The sequence below is a fragment of the Streptomyces sp. NPDC107500 genome (genome assembly GCF_055582785.1).
On sequence record NZ_JBVJPF010000002.1, the window covers coordinates 60,044 to 76,441 of the forward strand.

Annotated in this window: 16 protein-coding genes and 1 tRNA gene; 8 read left to right on the forward strand and 9 right to left on the reverse strand. The window is 74.3% G+C overall.

Annotation, left to right across the window (positions count from 1 at the left end):
- The first annotated feature begins 37 nt into the window (after positions 1–37).
- Positions 38–2,158, forward strand: coding sequence for an MDR family MFS transporter (locus tag ACZ67M_RS06420; protein WP_467324517.1), 2,121 nt, complete (start codon positions 38–40; stop codon positions 2,156–2,158).
- Here ACZ67M_RS06420 and ACZ67M_RS06425 read toward each other — a convergent pair.
- From ACZ67M_RS06425 to ACZ67M_RS06435, 3 genes are all read right to left on the reverse strand, one after another.
- The gene (locus tag ACZ67M_RS06425; protein ID WP_361367752.1) at positions 2,085–2,864 is read right to left on the reverse strand and encodes a sulfite exporter TauE/SafE family protein; all 780 of its coding nucleotides are present in this window, start codon (positions 2,862–2,864) and stop codon (positions 2,085–2,087) included. The genes ACZ67M_RS06420 and ACZ67M_RS06425 overlap by 74 nt on opposite strands.
- A gap of 79 nt (positions 2,865–2,943) precedes the next feature.
- Positions 2,944–4,467: a long-chain-fatty-acid--CoA ligase gene (locus ACZ67M_RS06430; protein ID WP_392105173.1), complete on the reverse strand. Its 1,524-nt coding sequence runs from the start codon at positions 4,465–4,467 to the stop codon at positions 2,944–2,946.
- Positions 4,468–4,725: 258 nt separating this feature from the next.
- A complete protein-coding gene (locus ACZ67M_RS06435) occupies positions 4,726–5,913 on the reverse strand; it encodes a thiolase family protein (RefSeq protein ID WP_122616439.1) in 1,188 nt (395 codons plus the stop codon).
- A 158-nt stretch (positions 5,914–6,071) separates the two neighbouring features.
- Here ACZ67M_RS06435 and ACZ67M_RS06440 point away from each other — a divergent pair, with 158 nt between their 5' ends.
- From ACZ67M_RS06440 to ACZ67M_RS06470, 7 genes are all read left to right on the forward strand, one after another.
- Positions 6,072–6,881, forward strand: coding sequence for an alpha/beta hydrolase (locus ACZ67M_RS06440; protein WP_469849803.1), 810 nt, complete (start codon positions 6,072–6,074; stop codon positions 6,879–6,881).
- Between the two features lie 78 nt (positions 6,882–6,959).
- On the forward strand, positions 6,960–7,292 hold the full coding sequence (locus ACZ67M_RS06445; RefSeq protein ID WP_385798345.1) for a DUF3140 domain-containing protein: 333 nt from the start codon (positions 6,960–6,962) through the stop codon (positions 7,290–7,292).
- Positions 7,293–7,299: 7 nt separating this feature from the next.
- Entirely contained in the window at positions 7,300–7,950 is a 651-nt protein-coding gene (locus ACZ67M_RS06450) for an HhH-GDP family DNA glycosylase (protein ID WP_392017790.1), read from the forward strand.
- Positions 7,951–8,062: 112 nt separating this feature from the next.
- Positions 8,063–8,917 carry a hypothetical protein gene (locus tag ACZ67M_RS06455; RefSeq protein ID WP_469849805.1) on the forward strand — a complete coding sequence of 285 codons (855 nt, stop codon included), beginning with the start codon at positions 8,063–8,065 and terminating at the stop codon, positions 8,915–8,917.
- Between the two features lie 148 nt (positions 8,918–9,065).
- A complete protein-coding gene (locus ACZ67M_RS06460; RefSeq protein ID WP_469849806.1) occupies positions 9,066–10,466 on the forward strand; it encodes a type I glutamate--ammonia ligase in 1,401 nt (466 codons plus the stop codon).
- Position 10,467: 1 nt separating this feature from the next.
- Positions 10,468–11,613, forward strand: coding sequence for an amidohydrolase family protein (locus ACZ67M_RS06465; RefSeq protein ID WP_385798352.1), 1,146 nt, complete (start codon positions 10,468–10,470; stop codon positions 11,611–11,613).
- 80 nt (positions 11,614–11,693) lie between these two features.
- Complete coding sequence (locus tag ACZ67M_RS06470) at positions 11,694–12,221, forward strand: NUDIX hydrolase family protein (RefSeq protein ID WP_064730871.1); 528 nt, start codon at positions 11,694–11,696, stop codon at positions 12,219–12,221.
- An 87-nt stretch (positions 12,222–12,308) separates the two neighbouring features.
- Here the strand turns inward: ACZ67M_RS06470 and ACZ67M_RS06475 are convergent.
- From ACZ67M_RS06475 to ACZ67M_RS06500, 6 genes are all read right to left on the reverse strand, one after another.
- Positions 12,309–12,382 (reverse strand) — tRNA-Pro (locus tag ACZ67M_RS06475).
- A gap of 102 nt (positions 12,383–12,484) precedes the next feature.
- Positions 12,485–13,798 (reverse strand): MFS transporter, encoded by a 1,314-nt coding sequence (locus ACZ67M_RS06480; protein WP_392017782.1) that lies wholly within the window; start codon positions 13,796–13,798, stop codon positions 12,485–12,487.
- Positions 13,799–13,916: 118 nt separating this feature from the next.
- Positions 13,917–14,276, reverse strand: a complete 360-nt coding sequence (locus ACZ67M_RS06485; protein WP_361367724.1) for an MmcQ/YjbR family DNA-binding protein — start codon at positions 14,274–14,276, stop codon at positions 13,917–13,919.
- 30 nt (positions 14,277–14,306) lie between these two features.
- On the reverse strand, positions 14,307–14,840 hold the full coding sequence (locus tag ACZ67M_RS06490; protein ID WP_469849808.1) for a GNAT family N-acetyltransferase: 534 nt from the start codon (positions 14,838–14,840) through the stop codon (positions 14,307–14,309).
- The gene (locus ACZ67M_RS06495; RefSeq protein ID WP_469849810.1) at positions 14,837–15,427 is read right to left on the reverse strand and encodes a helix-turn-helix domain-containing protein; all 591 of its coding nucleotides are present in this window, start codon (positions 15,425–15,427) and stop codon (positions 14,837–14,839) included. Before ACZ67M_RS06495 ends, ACZ67M_RS06490 begins: the two co-directional genes overlap by 4 nt.
- 46 nt (positions 15,428–15,473) lie before the next feature.
- On the reverse strand, positions 15,474–16,376 hold the full coding sequence (locus tag ACZ67M_RS06500) for a LysR family transcriptional regulator (RefSeq protein ID WP_355831418.1): 903 nt from the start codon (positions 16,374–16,376) through the stop codon (positions 15,474–15,476).
- Positions 16,377–16,398: the final 22 nt, after the last annotated feature.

Consider the following 16,398-nt stretch of genomic DNA (forward strand, 5'->3'; position numbering starts at 1 on the left):
ACATGCGTGGCCGCTGCACGGGTGTGATCGTGACCTCGTGACAGTCGCCGAGGAAGCACCACGGACCGCCGCCGCACAGCCGCCCGTCCTGGACCGGCGGCGGCGCAACGTCGTCTTCGTCACGATCATGCTCGGGCTGCTGCTGGCGGCCCTGGACCAGACGATCGTCGGCACCGCGCTGCCGACCATCGTGTCGGACCTGGGCGGCGCCTCCCACATGTCGTGGGTGGTGACGGCGTACCTGCTCGCGGAGACCGTGGCGACGGTGCTGGTCGGCAAGTTCGGCGACCTGTTCGGCCGCAAGGTGGTCTTCCAGGTCTCGGCGGTCGTCTTCATCACCGGGTCGTTCCTGTGCGGACTGGCGACCAGCATGCCGCTGCTGATCACGTGGCGGGCGATGCAGGGCATCGGCGCGGGCGGCCTGATGGTGACGGCGATGGCGCTGATCGCGGACGTGATCCCGCTGCGGGAGCGCGGCAAGTACCAGGGCGCCATCGGCGCGGTGTTCGGGGTCTCGACGGTCATCGGCCCCCTGCTGGGCGGTCTGTTCACCGACCACCTCTCGTGGCGCTGGGCGTTCTACGTCAACGTGCCCATCGCGATCGCCGTGGTGATCGCCGCGGCCCGCACCATCCCGGTGGTGAAGTCGGCCGTCCGGCCCGTCATCGACTACCTGGGCATCGCGCTGGTCGCGGTGGGCGCGAGCGCGCTGATCCTGGCGACCAGCTGGGGCGGCAACGAGTACGCGTGGGGCTCGGGCGTGATCCTCGGCCTGTTCGCGGGCGGGCTGGTCGCGCTCGCGCTGTTCTGCCTGGTGGAGCTGCGGGCGGCCGAACCGATGCTGCCGATGCGGCTGTTCGCCAACCCGGTGTTCACGGTCTGCTCGGTGCTCAGTTTCATCGTCGGCTTCGCGATGCTCGGCGCGCTGACCTACCTGCCGACCTACCTCCAGTACGTCGACGGCGACTCGGCGACCGTCTCCGGCGTGCGGACGCTGCCCATGGTGGCGGGACTGCTGATCGCCTCGGTCTTCAGCGGCAGCGTCGTCAGCCGGACGGGACGGTACCGGCTGTTCCCGATCGTGGGCACGCTGGTGATGGGCGTCGGCCTGTACCTGATGTCGCTGATGGACCCGTCGACCGGCGCCGTCCTGGAGTCGCTGTACATGTTCGTGCTGGGCACGGGCATCGGCCTGTCCATGCAGGTGCTGATCATCGCCGTGCAGAACACCGTCGACTACGCCGACCTCGGCACCGCGACCTCCGGCGTCACCTTCTTCCGCACCCTGGGCAGTTCCTTCGGCACCGCGGTGTTCGGCACCATCTACGTCAACGCCCTCGGCCCGAACCTGCGCGAGGGCGTCGCCGAGGCCGCCCGCGCGGGCGGCGCCGACCCGTCGGCGATCGGCCGGGCGGCGACCAGTCCCGAGGGGGTGCACGGCCTGCCCGCCGAGACGTCGGCGCCGATCGTCGGGGCGTACGCGGACACCATCCAGACGGTGTTCCTGTGGACGGTGCCGGTCGCGGCGGTCGGCTTCCTGGTGGCCCTGTTCCTCAAGCAGGTCCAGCTGCGCGACAGCGCCCGCGCGGGCTCCACGGACATGGGCGAGGGCTTCGCGTCCCCGCACGGCGCCGACAACAGGCGGACCCTGGAGGCCTCGGTCGGGAAGATCATCGGCGGTACGGAGCTGGACACCGCGCGCCGGATCATCGCCGAGAGCGACACCCGGCTCGACGTCGCCGGCGCCTGGGCCGTGATGCAGGTCGAGCTGTTCACCCGCCTGGTCGGACACGCCAGTCTGGGGCTGATCGCCGCCCGCCGCCGGCTCCCGCCCGAGGTGCTGCTGCCGGTCTTCGACCGGATGGTCGAGGAGGGCTTCCTGACCCGGCACGGCTCCCTGCTCTCCCACACCGACGCGGGCGCCCGCGAGGCGCTGGTCATCGGGCGGGCGTGGGCCACCTGGCTGGAGCGCCGGGTGGAGCAGGACATCGGCCGGCCCTCGGGCGCGGATCTGCGAGCCGCGGTCGATTCGATCGCCAAGCGCCTGCTGGTCGAGGACCTGAGCAACGGCCTGCCGCGGCGCCTCACGCCAGCAGGAGCTGCAGACCACCCACGATCGTCGCCGCGATCACCAGACGCTCGAACAGGCGCTGGTTGATCCGGGTCACCGCCCACTTGCCGAGGAACGCGCCGGGCACCACGAAGACGACCAGCGCGGCGTCGAGGAGCAGTGAGCGGCCGTCGATCAGGCCGAGACCGGCGCTGAAGGGCACCTTGGAGACGTTGACGATCAGGAAGAAGAACGCCGACGTGCCCAGGAAGCCGAGCTTGCGGAAGCCCGCGGAGAGCAGGTACATCGACATCACCGGGCCGCCGGCGTTGGCGACCATCGTGGTGAAGCCGCCGAGGACGCCGTACGAACGGGCCTTGACCCGGCCGGCCCGCGAGGCCGTGCCGTCGCCCTCGGGCGGGTCGGACGCGTCGGCCTGTCTCCTGCGCCACACCGTCACCCCGGCCATGAGCAGCAGGATCACGCCGATCGACGTCCGGACGACCGCGTCGTCCGCCCACACCAGGAACAGGGTGCCCACGGCCACGCCGACCGCCACGGCGGGGAACAACCGCCACAGCGTGGGCCAGTGCGCGTGCCGCCGGTAGGTGAGGACGGCCAGGACGTCCCCGGCGATCAGGACGGGCAGCAGGATGCCGGTGGAGGCGCGGGCGGGCAGCACCGCGGCGAAGATCGCGAGACTGACCGTGTTGGCCCCGCTCACGGCGGTCTTGGAGAAGCCGACGAGCAGGGCCGCGAAGGCGAGCGCCGCGAACTCCCAGCCGGTGAGGTGCCAGAGCGTCATGGTGTCCATTGCGGCCACTGATGCTATGCGCACTCAACCGGTCCGCGTAAGCACCGTCTCGCCAGTCGGTCCTTAGCGGGCCGGGCGGTCACCGGCGCGGGGCGTGGTCCACGTAGCGGGCCCGCAGTTCCCGCTTCAGCACCTTCATGCTCGGCCCGAGCGGCAGCGCGTCCGCGAACTCCACCCGGCGCGGGTACTTGTACCGGCCGAGGTGCCCCTTGGACCACTCGGTGATCCCGGCCGCGTCCGGCGTCGCGCCAGGCTCGGGGACGACGACGGCGCACACCTCCTCGCCGTGGAGTTCGTCCGGGAGGCCGATGACGGCGACGTGCGCGATGCCGGGGTGGCGCATCAGCACCTCCTCGACCTCCCGCGGGTAGACGTTGTAGCCGCCCCGGATGATGACGTCCTTCTTCCGGTCGACGATGCGCAGGAAGCCCTCGTCGTCCTTGGTGCCGAGGTCGCCCGTACGGAACCAGCCGTCGACCAGCGCCTCGGCGGTGGCCTCCGGCCGGCCGAGGTAGCCGGAGAAGACGTTGTGGCCGCGTACGACGACCTCGCCCAGCTCACCGGGCGGCAGCAGCACGACGCTGCCCTCGACGTCCGCCTGGGCGATCTCCACGTCCACGCCCCACAGCGGGTGGCCGATGGTGCCGGGCCTGGTGCCGAACACGGGCTGGTTCACGGCCGCCGCGGGCGAGGTCTCCGACAGCCCGTACCCCTCGTGGACGCGTGCGCCGAACGCCTCCTCGAACCGCTCCAGCACCGCCACCGGCAGCGAGGCGCCGCCGGAGACGCACACCCGCAGATCCGGCAGGGCACCGGCGTCGCCCGCCGCGGCGGCGAGGGCGACGAACATGGTCGGCACCCCGTGGAAGGTGTTGACCTTCTCCTCGACCATCAGCTCGATCGCGCGCGCCGCGTCGAAGCGGGGCAGCAGGACGAGGGTGGCCCCCGCCCGCCAGGTCGAGTTGAGTGAGACGGTCTGGCCGAAGGCGTGGAACAGCGGCAGCGCGCCGAGCGCGATGTCGTCGGGCCGGATGTCGTTGGCGTCGAAGGCGTTGACGGTCGCGTTCATCACCAGGTTGAAGTGGCTGAGCACCGCGCCCTTGGGGACACCGGTGGTGCCGCTGGTGTAGAAGACCACGGCCGGGTCGTCGGCGTCGCGGGTGACGTACGTCGGCAGCGGCTCGGCGTCGGCGGCGAGCTTGCCGAACTCGTCGCCGAGGGTGATCACCGGTACGCCCGTCTCCCGCGCGGCGGCCGTGCCCGTCTCGGCCTGGGCGGGGTGGCACAGCAGCAGCGTGGCGCCGCTGTCGCGCAGGACGTGCTCGACCTCGGCGGCCGACAGCAGCAGGTGCACGGGCACGACGACGCCACCGGCGGCGGCGATCGCGTAGTACGCCTGCGGGAAGTCGGCGGTGTTCGGCGCCATCAGCGCGACCCGGTCCCCCGGCCGGACGCCGAGGCCGGTCAGCGCGCCGGCCTGCGCCCGCGCCCGCCGCCACACCTCGGCGAAGGAGAGCCGCAGGCCGCCCTCGACCAGCGCCTCCTTGTCGGGACGGCGCCGGGCGTTCTCGGCGAGGATGGCGGCGACGGAGAGGGTTGCCATGGGGTGTTGCTCCGTTCCTTGCTGCGGCTCTGCGGAGAGGTGCGGCGGTCCTGCGGCTAGGGCCTGTCTGACAATTCCCGTCGTCGCCCGGAGGGCGGCCTCGCGGCGTCAGGTGCGTGCTCTCGCCGTGCCGGGCGTAGAGCCTCGTACTGGATGTACTTGGCTCTGCGCCCGGTGCGGCGAGAGTGCGTGCATGGCGTCGCGGGGCTGGGGGCACCTCCCGGCCGGAGGCTGGGGGAGGGAATTGTCAGACAGGCCCTAGTGCCGTTCGACGAGCACCGCGCTGCCCTGCCCCACGCCGACGCACATGGTGGCCAGCCCGCGGGCCGCTCCCGTGCGGCGCATGCGGTGGAGCAGGGTGGTGAGGATGCGGGCGCCGGAGCAGCCGAGCGGGTGGCCCAGCGCGATGGCGCCGCCGGTGGGGTTGACCAGGCCGGGGTCGATGCCGAGCTGGTCGACGCAGGCGAGGGCCTGGGCGGCGAACGCCTCGTTGAACTCGGCCTCGGCCAGGTCGTCGACGCTCCAGCCGGCCCGGGCGAGGACCTTGCGGGTGGCGGGGACCGGGCCGATGCCCATGACGTCCGGGTGGACGCCGGCCGAGCCGCCGGCGACGTAGCGGCCCAGCGACTCCAGGCCCAGGTCGTTCAGGGCCTCCTCGCTGACCAGCAGGAGTCCGGCGGCGCCGTCGTTCATCGGGGAGGCGTTGCCGGCGGTGACCGTGCCGCCGGGGCGGAAGACGGGCTTGAGGCGGCCCAGCTTCTCCAGCGAGGTGTCCTCGCGGACGCATTCGTCGGCGTCGACGACCACGCCGTCGGGGCGCTCGACGGGGAGGATCTCGTCGTCGAAGTACCCGTTCTTGCGGGCCTCGGCGGCGAGCCGGTGACTGCGCAGGGCGAACTCGTCCTGGCGCTCGCGCGCGATGCCGTACCGCCCGGCGACCTCCTCGGCGGTCTCGCCCATCGCCAGCAGTCCGTGCAGGTCCTTCATCGCCGGATTGACCAGGCGCCAGCCGAGCCGGGTGTCGACGGTCTCGATGCGGTGCGGCAGCGCCTCGTCGGGGCGGGGCAGCACGAAGGGGGCGCGGCTCATCGACTCGGAGCCGCCCGCGAGCACGACGTCCGCCTCGCCCGCGGCGACGGTGCGGGCGGCGGTGGTGACGGCCTCCAGGCCGGAGGCGCACAGCCGGTTGACGGTGGCGCCGGGGACGGACTCGGGCAGGCCCGCGAGGAGGGCGGCCATCCGGGCGACGTTGCGGTTGTCCTCGCCGGCCTGGTTGGCGGCGCCCCAGTACACGTCGTCGACGCGGGCGGGATCGAGCGCGGGCACGTCGGCGACCAGGCCCCGGATCACAGCGGCGGCGAGGTCGTCGGGCCGCACGGAGGACAGGGCACCGCGCAGCTTGCCGATCGGGGTGCGGCGGGCGGCCGCGAAGTGGACGGGACGCACGAGGGACTCCTGACCGTCGTCGCCCGGTCGCCGGACGGCACGCCGCCGGACGAGGGGCACACGACATTAATTAGCACTGCTAGTTTTGGACTATAGACCGCCGGACCGCTCCCTGGGAAGATCCTCCGGTCACCTTCACCGACGCAGCCGGAGGAGCCATGGCCGAGGCCCGCGCACACGACCTGACCGGAACACGGGGACGGATCACCGCCCGCGAGTGGCCCGCCGACCGGCCGAGGTACGTGGCGCTGCTGGTGCACGGCTACGGCGAGCACATCGGGCGCTACGAGGAGGTGGCCGGTGTCCTGGCCGGACACGGCGCTGCGGTCTGGGGTCCCGACCACACCGGACACGGCCGGTCCGACGGCGAGCGGGTGCTGGTCGAGGACTTCGAGGACGTGGTCACCGACGTGCACTCCGTGGCGGCACGGGCCCGCGCCGCCCACCCGGACCTCCCGTTCGTCGTGATCGGCCACTCCATGGGCGGCCTGATCGCCTCCCGCTACGCCCAGCGCCACCCCGGCGGGCTGACCGCGCTGGTGCTGTCCGGGCCGGTCATCGGCGACTGGGAGCTGCCGCGCCGGCTGCTGGCCCTGCCGGAGATCCCCGACATCCCGATCAGCCCGGCCTCGCTCTCCCGGGACCCGGCGGTCGGCGCGGCGTACGCGGCGGACCCGCTGGTCTGGCACGGCCCGATGAAGCGGCCGACCCTGGAGGCGTTCGTACGGACCCTGGGGAAGGTGGCCGAGGAGGGCGACGTCGGCCCGCTGCCCCTGCTGTGGGTGCACGGGGACGACGACCGCCTGGTGCCGCTGCCGGGCAGCCGCCCGGGCGTCGAGGCGCTGAGCGGCGGCGACCTGACCGAGCGGATCTATCCGGGCGCCCGGCACGAGCTGTTCAACGAGACCAACCGCGCCGAGGTCTTCGCCGACGTCACCCGCTTCCTGGACGGCGTGCTCGCCCGCTGACCGGGCGGCGCGTTTGCCGCTCCACCCCTCGGGCACCCGCACGTACGCACGTACGCACGACGAACTGAGGGGCACCTCATGGCCGACGCCCTCGAACTCGACGCGCTGTGGGAGGACTTCCACCGCGTGGTGAACATGACCTCCGCGGAACTCGCGGACTGGCTCCGGATACTCGACTCCGGTGAGCTGACCGAGCCGCTGCCGGACGACGCGGGACCGCCGCTCGGCCGGCACGTCCTGTCGATCCTCCAGAAGCGGCGCACCGACCTCACGGAGGACGACCTGGGCGCGATGCTCGAGGTCGTGGACACCGTGACGGAGCAGGCGGACCTGGAGAACGAGCCCCGGTCCGACGACACCGCGCTCCGGCACCGCCTGATGACGGTCGGCCACGACCCGCTGAAGCCCTAGGGGTGTCGTGAGCCCCGGCCAACGGCAGATCGTGCGCGCGCTCGTCGACGCGCACGGGCGGACGTACGCCGAGGAGGCGGGCATCCGGCTCAGGGACACCCCGCAGCCGCTGTACCGGCTGCTGGTCCTCTCCCACCTGCTGAGCGCCCGCATCCGCGGCTCGATCGCGGTGGCCACCGCGCGCGCCCTGTACGACGCGGGGCTGCGGAACCCGCGGCGCATGGCCGACGCCGACTGGCAGGAGCGGGTGGACGCCCTCGGCCGGGGCGGCTACCGGCGCTACGACGAGCGCACCGCCACCCAGCTCGGCGAGGCCGCCCGGCTGCTGACCGAGCGGTGGGGCGGCGACCTGCGCCGGCTCCGCGAGGAGGCGGACGGCGACCGCTCCGAAGTACGGCGGCTGCTCCGGGAGTTCCCCGGTGTGGGGCCGACCGGGGCGGACATCTTCCTGCGCGAGGCCCAGCTCGTCTGGCCGGAGGCGGGCCCCGTCCTGGACCGCAAGGCCCTCCAGGGCGCGGAACGCCTCGGCCTGCCGTCCGACCCGGACCGGCTCCTCGGCCTCGCCGGGACGACGGAACCGGCCGTCCTCGCGGCGGCGCTGGTGCGCGCGGCGGTGGACGGGGACGTCGCCGAGGACACCCTGGAACGCGCGGGCTGAGCCCGGCCGTCCGGCCCCGGGTCACGTCACCCGATCAGCCCCGTGCGCTGGTGAGCCCGCGGCCGCGGTGATGCGCTGAGGACACCGTTCCCGTCCCAGGAGGCATCCCGCGATGAGCCGTCGACCCTCCCGCCCCGCCCGCCTCGTGGCCTCCGCACTGACGGCGGGCGCGCTGCTGACCGCCGCGGCCTGCTCGGACGACGCCGGCGGGCCGGGCGCGGCCTCGGACACCGCCGCGGAACGGGCACGGGCGGCCTCCCCGGCCGCCGAGCGGTCCGTCGCGGCACAGCCCACCGGGTCCCCCAGGACCGCCCCCACCCTCACCGAGTCCGGCGCGAAGGCCGCGCTGCTCACGGAGGGCGACCTGGAGGGCGACTGGAACCAGGTCCAGGACGCGGACAAGTGGCGCGACCGGATGCTCGTCGGCGAGGTCGACGTGTCCGACTTCCTCACCGCCAAGACGGACGCCTCGGACTGCCAGGAACTCCTCGACGGGCTCTACGGCGAGAAGCTGCTGGGCGAGCCGTCGGGGCCGTCGGCGGTCACCGGCTTCGAGCAGGGCGACTCCCGTCTCCTGGACCAGGTGGCCGGCTACGACCGCGGCGGACTGGACGACCGCCTGGAGTGGATGGCCTCCCTGCCCCAGAAGTGCGACCAGTTCACCGCGACCGACTCCGAGGGCGAGAAGCGCACGGTCCAGGTGACCGAGGCGTCGGTGCCCGAGGTGGGCGACGCCCGTGCCGGCCTGCGCGTGACCGTGCAGGGCTCCACCGGCGGCGATCCGGCCACGCTCAGCCTGGACGTGGCCGTCGTGCGCGTCGGCACCTCCGCCCTGACCGTGACCGGAGGCGGCCTCGACGGCGACCAGGCCGACGCCGTCGAGCAGGGGGTGCAGCAGGGCACCGGCCGCCTGAAGACCGTCCTGGACGGCGGGACGCCCTCCCCGCAGCCCACCCCCGAGACCTGACCCCGGCTCCCGCGCCCCGCCCCGCGTCCGCCGACGACACGGCGCGGGGCGGCGCCGTGTGCACGGATCCGGCGAAACCCGGACAGCGTGATCACCGGACGGCACAATGGTCGGCGGTGGACGGCGCACGCGCGAAGGAGCCCGAGACGTGAGCGAGAGCGACCCCGTGCCCGGCGGGCGCCCGGGCGAGACCGAGCGGGCCACCGCGCTGAGCGGTGAGCTGTCCGGCCAGGGGGTGCACGGTGTGGTGCTGGCGTACGTCGACACGGCGGGGATCGCCCGGGTGAAGACCGTGCCCACCGCGCGGCTCGCCTCGGCCGCCGCGTGGGGCGTGGGCATGTCCCCGGTGTTCGACACGTTCCTGGCGGACGACTCGATCGTCGCCACGGACGTCCTCGGCTCCCCCGACGGCGACCTGCGCCTCCACCCCGACCTGGACCGACTGACCTTGCTGGCGGCGCAGCCCGGCTGGGCGTGGGCGCCCGTCGACCGGATCACGCAGGAGGGCGGGCCGCACCCGGCGTGCGCGCGCACCGTGCTGCGCCGGACCGTCGCGCACGCCGCCGAGCGGTACGGCGTCCGGTTCAAGGCCGCGATCGAGATCGAGTGGTCGGTGGGCCGGGACGACGCGGACGACGGCGCCTTCGTCCCGGCCGTGTCGGGACCGGCGTACGGCGCCGCCCGCCAGATCGGGCTCAGCGACTGCGCGGCCGACCTGCTGGCGGCGCTCGCGGCCCAGGGCGTGGACGTGGAGCAGCTGCATCCCGAGTACGCGGCGGGGCAGTTCGAGGTCTCGGTGGGTGCCCTCGACCCGGTGGCGGCGGCCGACCGCAGCGTGCTGGTGCGGCAGACGATCCGGGCCGTGGCCCAGCGGCACGGGCTGCGGGTCTCCTTCGCCCCGGCGGTCCTCGGGCAAGGCGTCGGCAACGGCGGGCACATCCACCTCTCCGCCTGGCGGGACGGGACCAACCTGCACGCCGGCGGCGCCGGCCGGTACGGCATGACCGCCGAGGCCGAGTCCTTCGTCGCCGGGGTGCTGGGCCATCTCCCGGCCCTCACCGCGATGACCGCGCCGAGCCCGGCCAGCCATCTGCGGCTCCGCCCCTCGCAGTGGGCGGGCGTCTTCACCTCCTGGGGCCGGGAGACCCGGGAGGCGGCCCTGCGGATCGTCACCGGGAGCGCCGGGGAGCAGGGCCGGGCGGCGAACCTGGAAGTGAAGCCGGTCGACCTGGCCGCCAACCCGTATCTCGCGCTCGCCTCGGTGATCGCCGCCGGACTGGACGGACTCGCGTCCTCAGCGCCGCTCCCCGAGGAGATCACCGGCGACCCGGCCCGGCTGGACCCCGCCGACGCGGCGGCCCGGGGGGTGCGCCGGCTGCCGGTCTCCCTCGCCGAGTCGGTGGCGGCGTTCCGCGCGGACGACGTCCTGCGGACCGCGCTGGGACCGGTCCTGGCCGACGCGGTGACCGCCGTACGGCAGGGGGAGATCGACGCGGTCGACGGGCTCGACGACGACCGGGTGGCGGCGGCCTACCGCTGGAAGTACTGACATGGCCGGCGGCCCCGTCCACGAGAGCCTCGCCGCGCTGGAGCTGGTCGACCACCACTGCCACGGCGCCGTCACCGGCGACCTGGACCGCGAGGGCTTCGAGTCCCTCCTCACCGAGGGCGAGCGTTGGCCCGGCGTGTCCCCCTTCGACAGCCCCGTCGGCCTCGCCGTGCGCCGTCACTGCGCTCCCCTGCTGGACCTGCCGCGCCACGCGCCCGCAGACGTGTACCTGGCCCGGCGGTCCGAACTGGGCGCGGCCGAGGTGAACCGGCGGTTCCTGCGGGCCGCGGGCACGGGCGTGTTCTGCGTGGACACGGGCTACGCCCCGCACCGGGTGACCGGGCCGGCCGAGCTGGCGCGCGCGGCGGACGCCACGGCGTACGAGGTGGTGCGACTCGAGCAGGTCGCGGAGGCGGTGGCGGCGGGCGGTGTCGAGCCGGACGCGTACGCGGAGGCGTTCCGCACGGCCGCGTGGGAGGCGGTGCGGCGGCCGGGCGTGGTGGGTGTCAAGTCGGTGGCGGCCTACCGGACGGGTTTCGGCCTGGACCCGGCCCGTCCCCCGGCCGGGGAGGTCACGGGGGCGGCCCGGCGCTGGCTGGCGCGCGGCGGCCGGCTCGACGACCCGGTGCTCGTCCGGCACCTGCTGTGGACCGCGGTGGACCTGGGGCTGCCGCTGCAACTGCACACCGGGTTCGGCGACAGCGACATCCGCATGCACCGCGTGGACCCGGCCCTGCTGACCGACTGGCTGCACCTGACCGCCGGCACGATCCCCGTCCTGCTGCTGCACTGCTGGCCCTACCAGCGCCAGGCGGCGTACCTCTCGGCGGTCTTCGAGCGCGTGTACCTGGACGTGGGCCTCACCCTGCACCACGTCGGCCCCGCGCGGGCGGGCGCGATCCTCGCGGAGGCGACGGAGATCACCCCGTTCCGGAAGCTGCTGTACAGCTCCGACGCCTATGGTGTGGCCGAGTTCCATCACCTCGGGGCGGTCGCGTTCCGGCGGGGACTGGCGGAGCTGCTCCAGGAGCGGCTGGACGCCGACGAACTGGCCCTTCCGGACGCGCTGCGCCTGGCGCGCTGGGCGGGCCGGGACAACGCCCGCCGGGTCTACCGGCTGCCCGGGGGCCCGATGGACGACGGCTGAGCGGCGTGGGACCGGTCACAGTCCCGGAGCGCCGCCCGGGAAGCAGGAACGGCTGAAAGTATGATCAAGCGATGTCTGACATGACCGAAACCACGCCGGGCTGGCTGACGACCGACGAGCTGGAGATGGCACGTGCCCGCATGCCGATCCTGTACGTCGAGGCGGTGCCCGTCCGCGTCGACGACAGCGGCGAAGTCACCAGCGTCGGCCTGCTCCTGCGCATCGGCCCGGACGGGACGGTCAGCCGGACGCTGGTCTCCGGCCGGGTGCTCCACCACGAGCGGGTCCGGGACGCGCTCCTGCGCCACCTGGAGAAGGACCTGGGCCCGGTGGCGCTGCCCCGGGTACCGTCCTCGCTCCAGCCGTTCACGGTGGCCGAGTACTTCCCGACGCACGGTGTGACGCCGTACCACGACCCCAGGCAGCACGCGGTCTCCCTGGCCTACGTGGTGCCGGTCACCGGTGACTGCCGGCCCCGGCAGGACGCGCTGGACCTGGTCTGGTTCGACCCGCGCGAAGCCCTGTCGGAGGCGGTGCGCGGCGAGATGCCGGGCGGGCACGGGGCGCTGCTGAAGCAGGCGCTGGCGCATGTGGGCTGCGTGGACTGAGCCGCGGGTGGCGGCGTGCGGCCGCCACCTCGCCCGCACGCGAAGAGGGCCTTCGCGGACTGCTGTCCGCGAAGGCCCTTCGCCGTGTCGGGACGACAGGATTTGAACCTGCGACCCCTTGACCCCCAGTCAAGTGCGCTACCAAGCTGCGCCACGTCCCGTTGCCCGTCTGACCTGGGGTTTCCCCCGGCCGAACGCGCAGGAAAACCATACCGCACTCGGACCCGTGGTCGCGCATCGCTTTTCCGGGGCGGGCACCGCGGTCAGCACTTCTCGGCCCGGGACGGCTGGGCCTTGCGCGCCACCCTTCCAGAGCCGGCCGTGGCCGCGTCGACCCGTACCAGGCCGCGCACCGCCGGTATCAGGAGCAGGGCCGCGCAGACGGCGAAGCTGGTCGCGCCGGAGACGAGCAGCACGTGGTCGGCGCCCAGGGCGGAGGCGGCGGGCCCGGCGAGGGCCTGGCCGACGGGCATCATCGCCAGCGAGCCCGCGACGTCGTAGGCGTGGATGCGGTTGAGCACGTCGGGCGGCACCTGGGTCTGCACGCTGGTCGCCCACATCACGCCCCAGAAGGACATCCCGGCTCCGGCGACGGCGGCCCCCGCGGCCATCGCGGGGACGTCGAGCCCGGCGCCGACGCTCGCCGGGAAGGCGGCGAAGCCGACGAGGGCGATCGCCCCGGCGCGGAGCATGCGGCGGGGCCGCAGCCGCAGCGCGACGAGGCCGCCGACGACGGTGCCGGCGCCCAGGGCGGAGTTGACCAGGCCGTAGGCGCGTGCGCCGTGCTCCTGGACCACCTCGGTGGCCACGAGGGGGACGGTCGGGCCCCAGACGGCGATCATGTAGACGCACCAGACGGCGATGACGCCCCACAGCCACCGGCGGGAGCGGAACTCGTGCCAGCCCTCGACGAGGTCGGCGCGGAAGGCCTTCGTCCGCGGGCCGGCGGCGGCCGGGCCAGGGGTGAGCGGGGGCAGCCGCAGCAGCAGCAGGCACCCGGCGCTGACCGCGTACGTGGTGGCGTGGGCGGCGAAGACCCCGCCGGGTGAGGCGAAGCCGACCAGGAGGCCGGCCACGGCGGGACCGGCGAGCTGGGCGGCGGACTCGGCGACGCGTATCGCGCCGTTCGCGCCCTGGATGTCGGCGGCCAGGCGGGGCACGGTGCTGGCGACGCCGGGCTGGAAGACGGCGCTGGCGACACCGTTGACGAACCCGATGGCGCAGATCTGCCAGAGCACGACGTGTCCGGAGAAGAAGAGGACGGCGGCCGCCGCCTGGGTGCCGAGCCGCACCAGGTCCGCGCCGATCATCAGCCTGCGGGTGCTGAAGCGGTCCGCGAGGACTCCGCCGAAGACGACCAGTCCGGCGAAGGCGGCGGCGGTCGAGGCCATGGCGAGGCCGACCGCGCCCGCCCCGTACCCGTGCTGAAGCAGACCGGCGGCGAGCGCGACGGGCAGCATGGTGTCGCCCAGCCGGGCGATGGCCCGCGCGGCGAAGAACAGCGCGAAGTCGCGCGACCAGACGGCTCGCGCCGCCGTCGCCCCCTCGTGCGTGGACTGCGAGGCCGTCCCGGCCATCCGCGCTCCCCTCCCCGGCCGCGCCGTACGTCCGACAGCCGGAGCCCCCCTCCGGCCCCGGCTGCCACGCGTGTCCCCGGATCATGCCACGGGGCACCGACAACGCCCGAGGGGTTTTCTAGTCCCCGGCCGGCAGCCCCAGTCGTGGATGGGCCTCCAGGAGGCGGGTGGGGGCCGCCTGGCGCCAGGAGTCGGCGAGGATGTCGCGCAGTTCGTCCTCGCCCTCCAGGGCCGCGAGCCGGGCCCGGACCCAGGCGAACTGCGCCTCGTGACCGGCGATCCAGAACTTCCGGGGCTCGGCCAGCACCAGTTCGTCGCGTTCCTCCTTGGGGCAGCGCACCGCGATGGAGGTCTCGTCCTCGGGCAGCGTGGCGAACATCTTCCCCGCGACCCGGAACGTGGGCATGTTCCAGGCGGTCTTCTCCGTGGTGTCCGGCAGGGACAGGGCGACACGGCGTACGTCTTCGGCGTCCGGCATGCCAGGCACGCTATCCGTCCCCACTGACAATCACCCGACGTCGGAGGGGACGCCGACCTGCTTGTAGTAGAGCGTCGTCGGCCGCAGCTCGCCGCCCGGATCCGCCGCGTAGCCGGGGATGGTGCCGGCCCGGGTCCACCCGGCGGAGCGGTAGAGGTGTTCGGCGGGACTGCCGGTCTCGGTGTCCAGGTGGAGCAGGGTGAGGCCGGCCGCGGCGGCCGACTCCTCGGCGGCCGTCAGCAGCCGCCGCCCCACGCCCCGGCCCCGGACGGCCCGGGACACCATGAGCTTGACCAGCTCGGCGCGGTGGCGGCTGTTGGGCTTGTCGGGCAGGGCGAGGCTCACCGTCCCGCACACCCGCTCCCCCTCGTGCGCCACCCAGACGGCCAGCTCCCCGGCGGCCACCGCGCGGACCCTGGCCCGCCACCACGCGAGCGCCGGGCCGCGTTCCAGCGGCGCGAGGAAGCCGACCGACGCGCCGCCGTCCACGACGTCGGTCAGCAGGTCCGCCAACTCCTCCAGCAGCGCGGTCAGTCGGTGCTCGTCGACTCGGCTGACGATCACGGCAGCACCACCGCCAGCACGTAGCGCGTCTCCTCCGGGCCCGCGCAGCGGAACCTGGTCGGCCCCCACACCCGCATCCGCAGGCAGTCCCCGGTGCCGAGGTGGTGCGCGACGTCCTGCGTCGTCACCGCCAGCGCGCCGCCCAGCACCCAGACGTGCTGTTCCAGGCCGGGGACGGGCGGCCGGTCGTAGGCGATGTCGGCGCCGGGGGCGAGCCGTCCCTCGACCAGTTCGCCGCGCAGTCCGGCGTGCGGCGGGGAGACCGAGCGGCGCACGAAGCCGGCGGTCCTGTCCTCCCAGCTGGGCTGCTCGTCGGCCCGTACCAGCAGCGCGGGCTCCGCCTCGACCTCGCCGAGCAGCCGCGACATGGTCCGGCCGTAGACCGCGCAGAGGCGGTTCAGCTGGGCGGCGGTCGGGCTGGTCTCCGCGCGCTCGGCCCTGGACAGCGTGGACCGGCTCACTCCGCTGCGCTCCGCCAGCTCCCCCAGCGACCAGCCGTGCTCGGCGCGCAGTTCGGCGAGGCGGGCGGCGAGCCGGGCGTCCACGAGGTCGGGAGCCCCGTCGTCACCCCTGTCGTCGTCTCTCATATCAGGGACGCTATCCCGGATATGAGACGTGCACGTTACGGGAGCCTCACGCCCGGGCCACCTCGCCGAGGGCGTCGAGCACCGGCCGGATCAGCGGGTGCTCCTCGGCCCCCCGGCGTACGGCGGCGAAGACCCGGCGGGTGGGCGCGACCCCGTCGACCGGGCGGACGACCACGCCGGTGAGGTCGGTGCCGTGCAGCGCCGAGCGCGGGACCAGCGCGACACCCGCGTCGGCCGCGGCGAGCGAGACCACCGCGCGGAAGTCGTCCGAGGAGTGCTCCAGGCGGGGCTGGAACCCGGCGCTCTCGCAGGCCAGCACGACGACGTCGTGGCACGGGTTGCCCGGGTAGGGGCCGATCCAGGGGTCCTTGGCCAGCTCCGCGAGCGGGACCTCGTCGGCACCCGCGAGGCGGTGGGCCACCGGGACGACCGCGTCGAAGGGCTCGGCGTACAGCGGGACGTGGGTCAGCCGCGGGTCGTCGGCGGGCGGCGCCCCGCGGTACTCGACGGCGACGGCCACGTCGACCTGCCGGTCCAGGACCATCGGCAGGCTGGCGTCGCCCTCGGCGTCCTGGACGCGGATGCGGATGCCGGGCGCGGTCTCGGCGAGGCGGGCCAGCGCGGGCGCGACCACCAGGGCGATGCCGGTCGCGAAGGAGGCGACGGTGACGGTGCCGGCGGCGCCCGAGCCGTAGGCGGCGAGTTCGGCCTCGGCCCGCTCCAGCTGGGCGAGGACGGCGTTGGTGTGGCTCAGCAGGATCTCGCCCGCCGGGGTCAGCCGTACGCCCTTGGCGCCGCGCTCGACCAGGCGGTGGCCGGTCTCCTGCTCCAGGGCGGCCAGCTGCTGGGAGACCGCGGAAGGGGTGAGGTACAGCGCGGCGGCAGCCGCCGTCACGGTGCGGTGGTCCGCCACCGCTCGGAGGATGTGCAGCCGCCGCGCTTCGATCACGGGATCGATTCTCTCAGGTCAC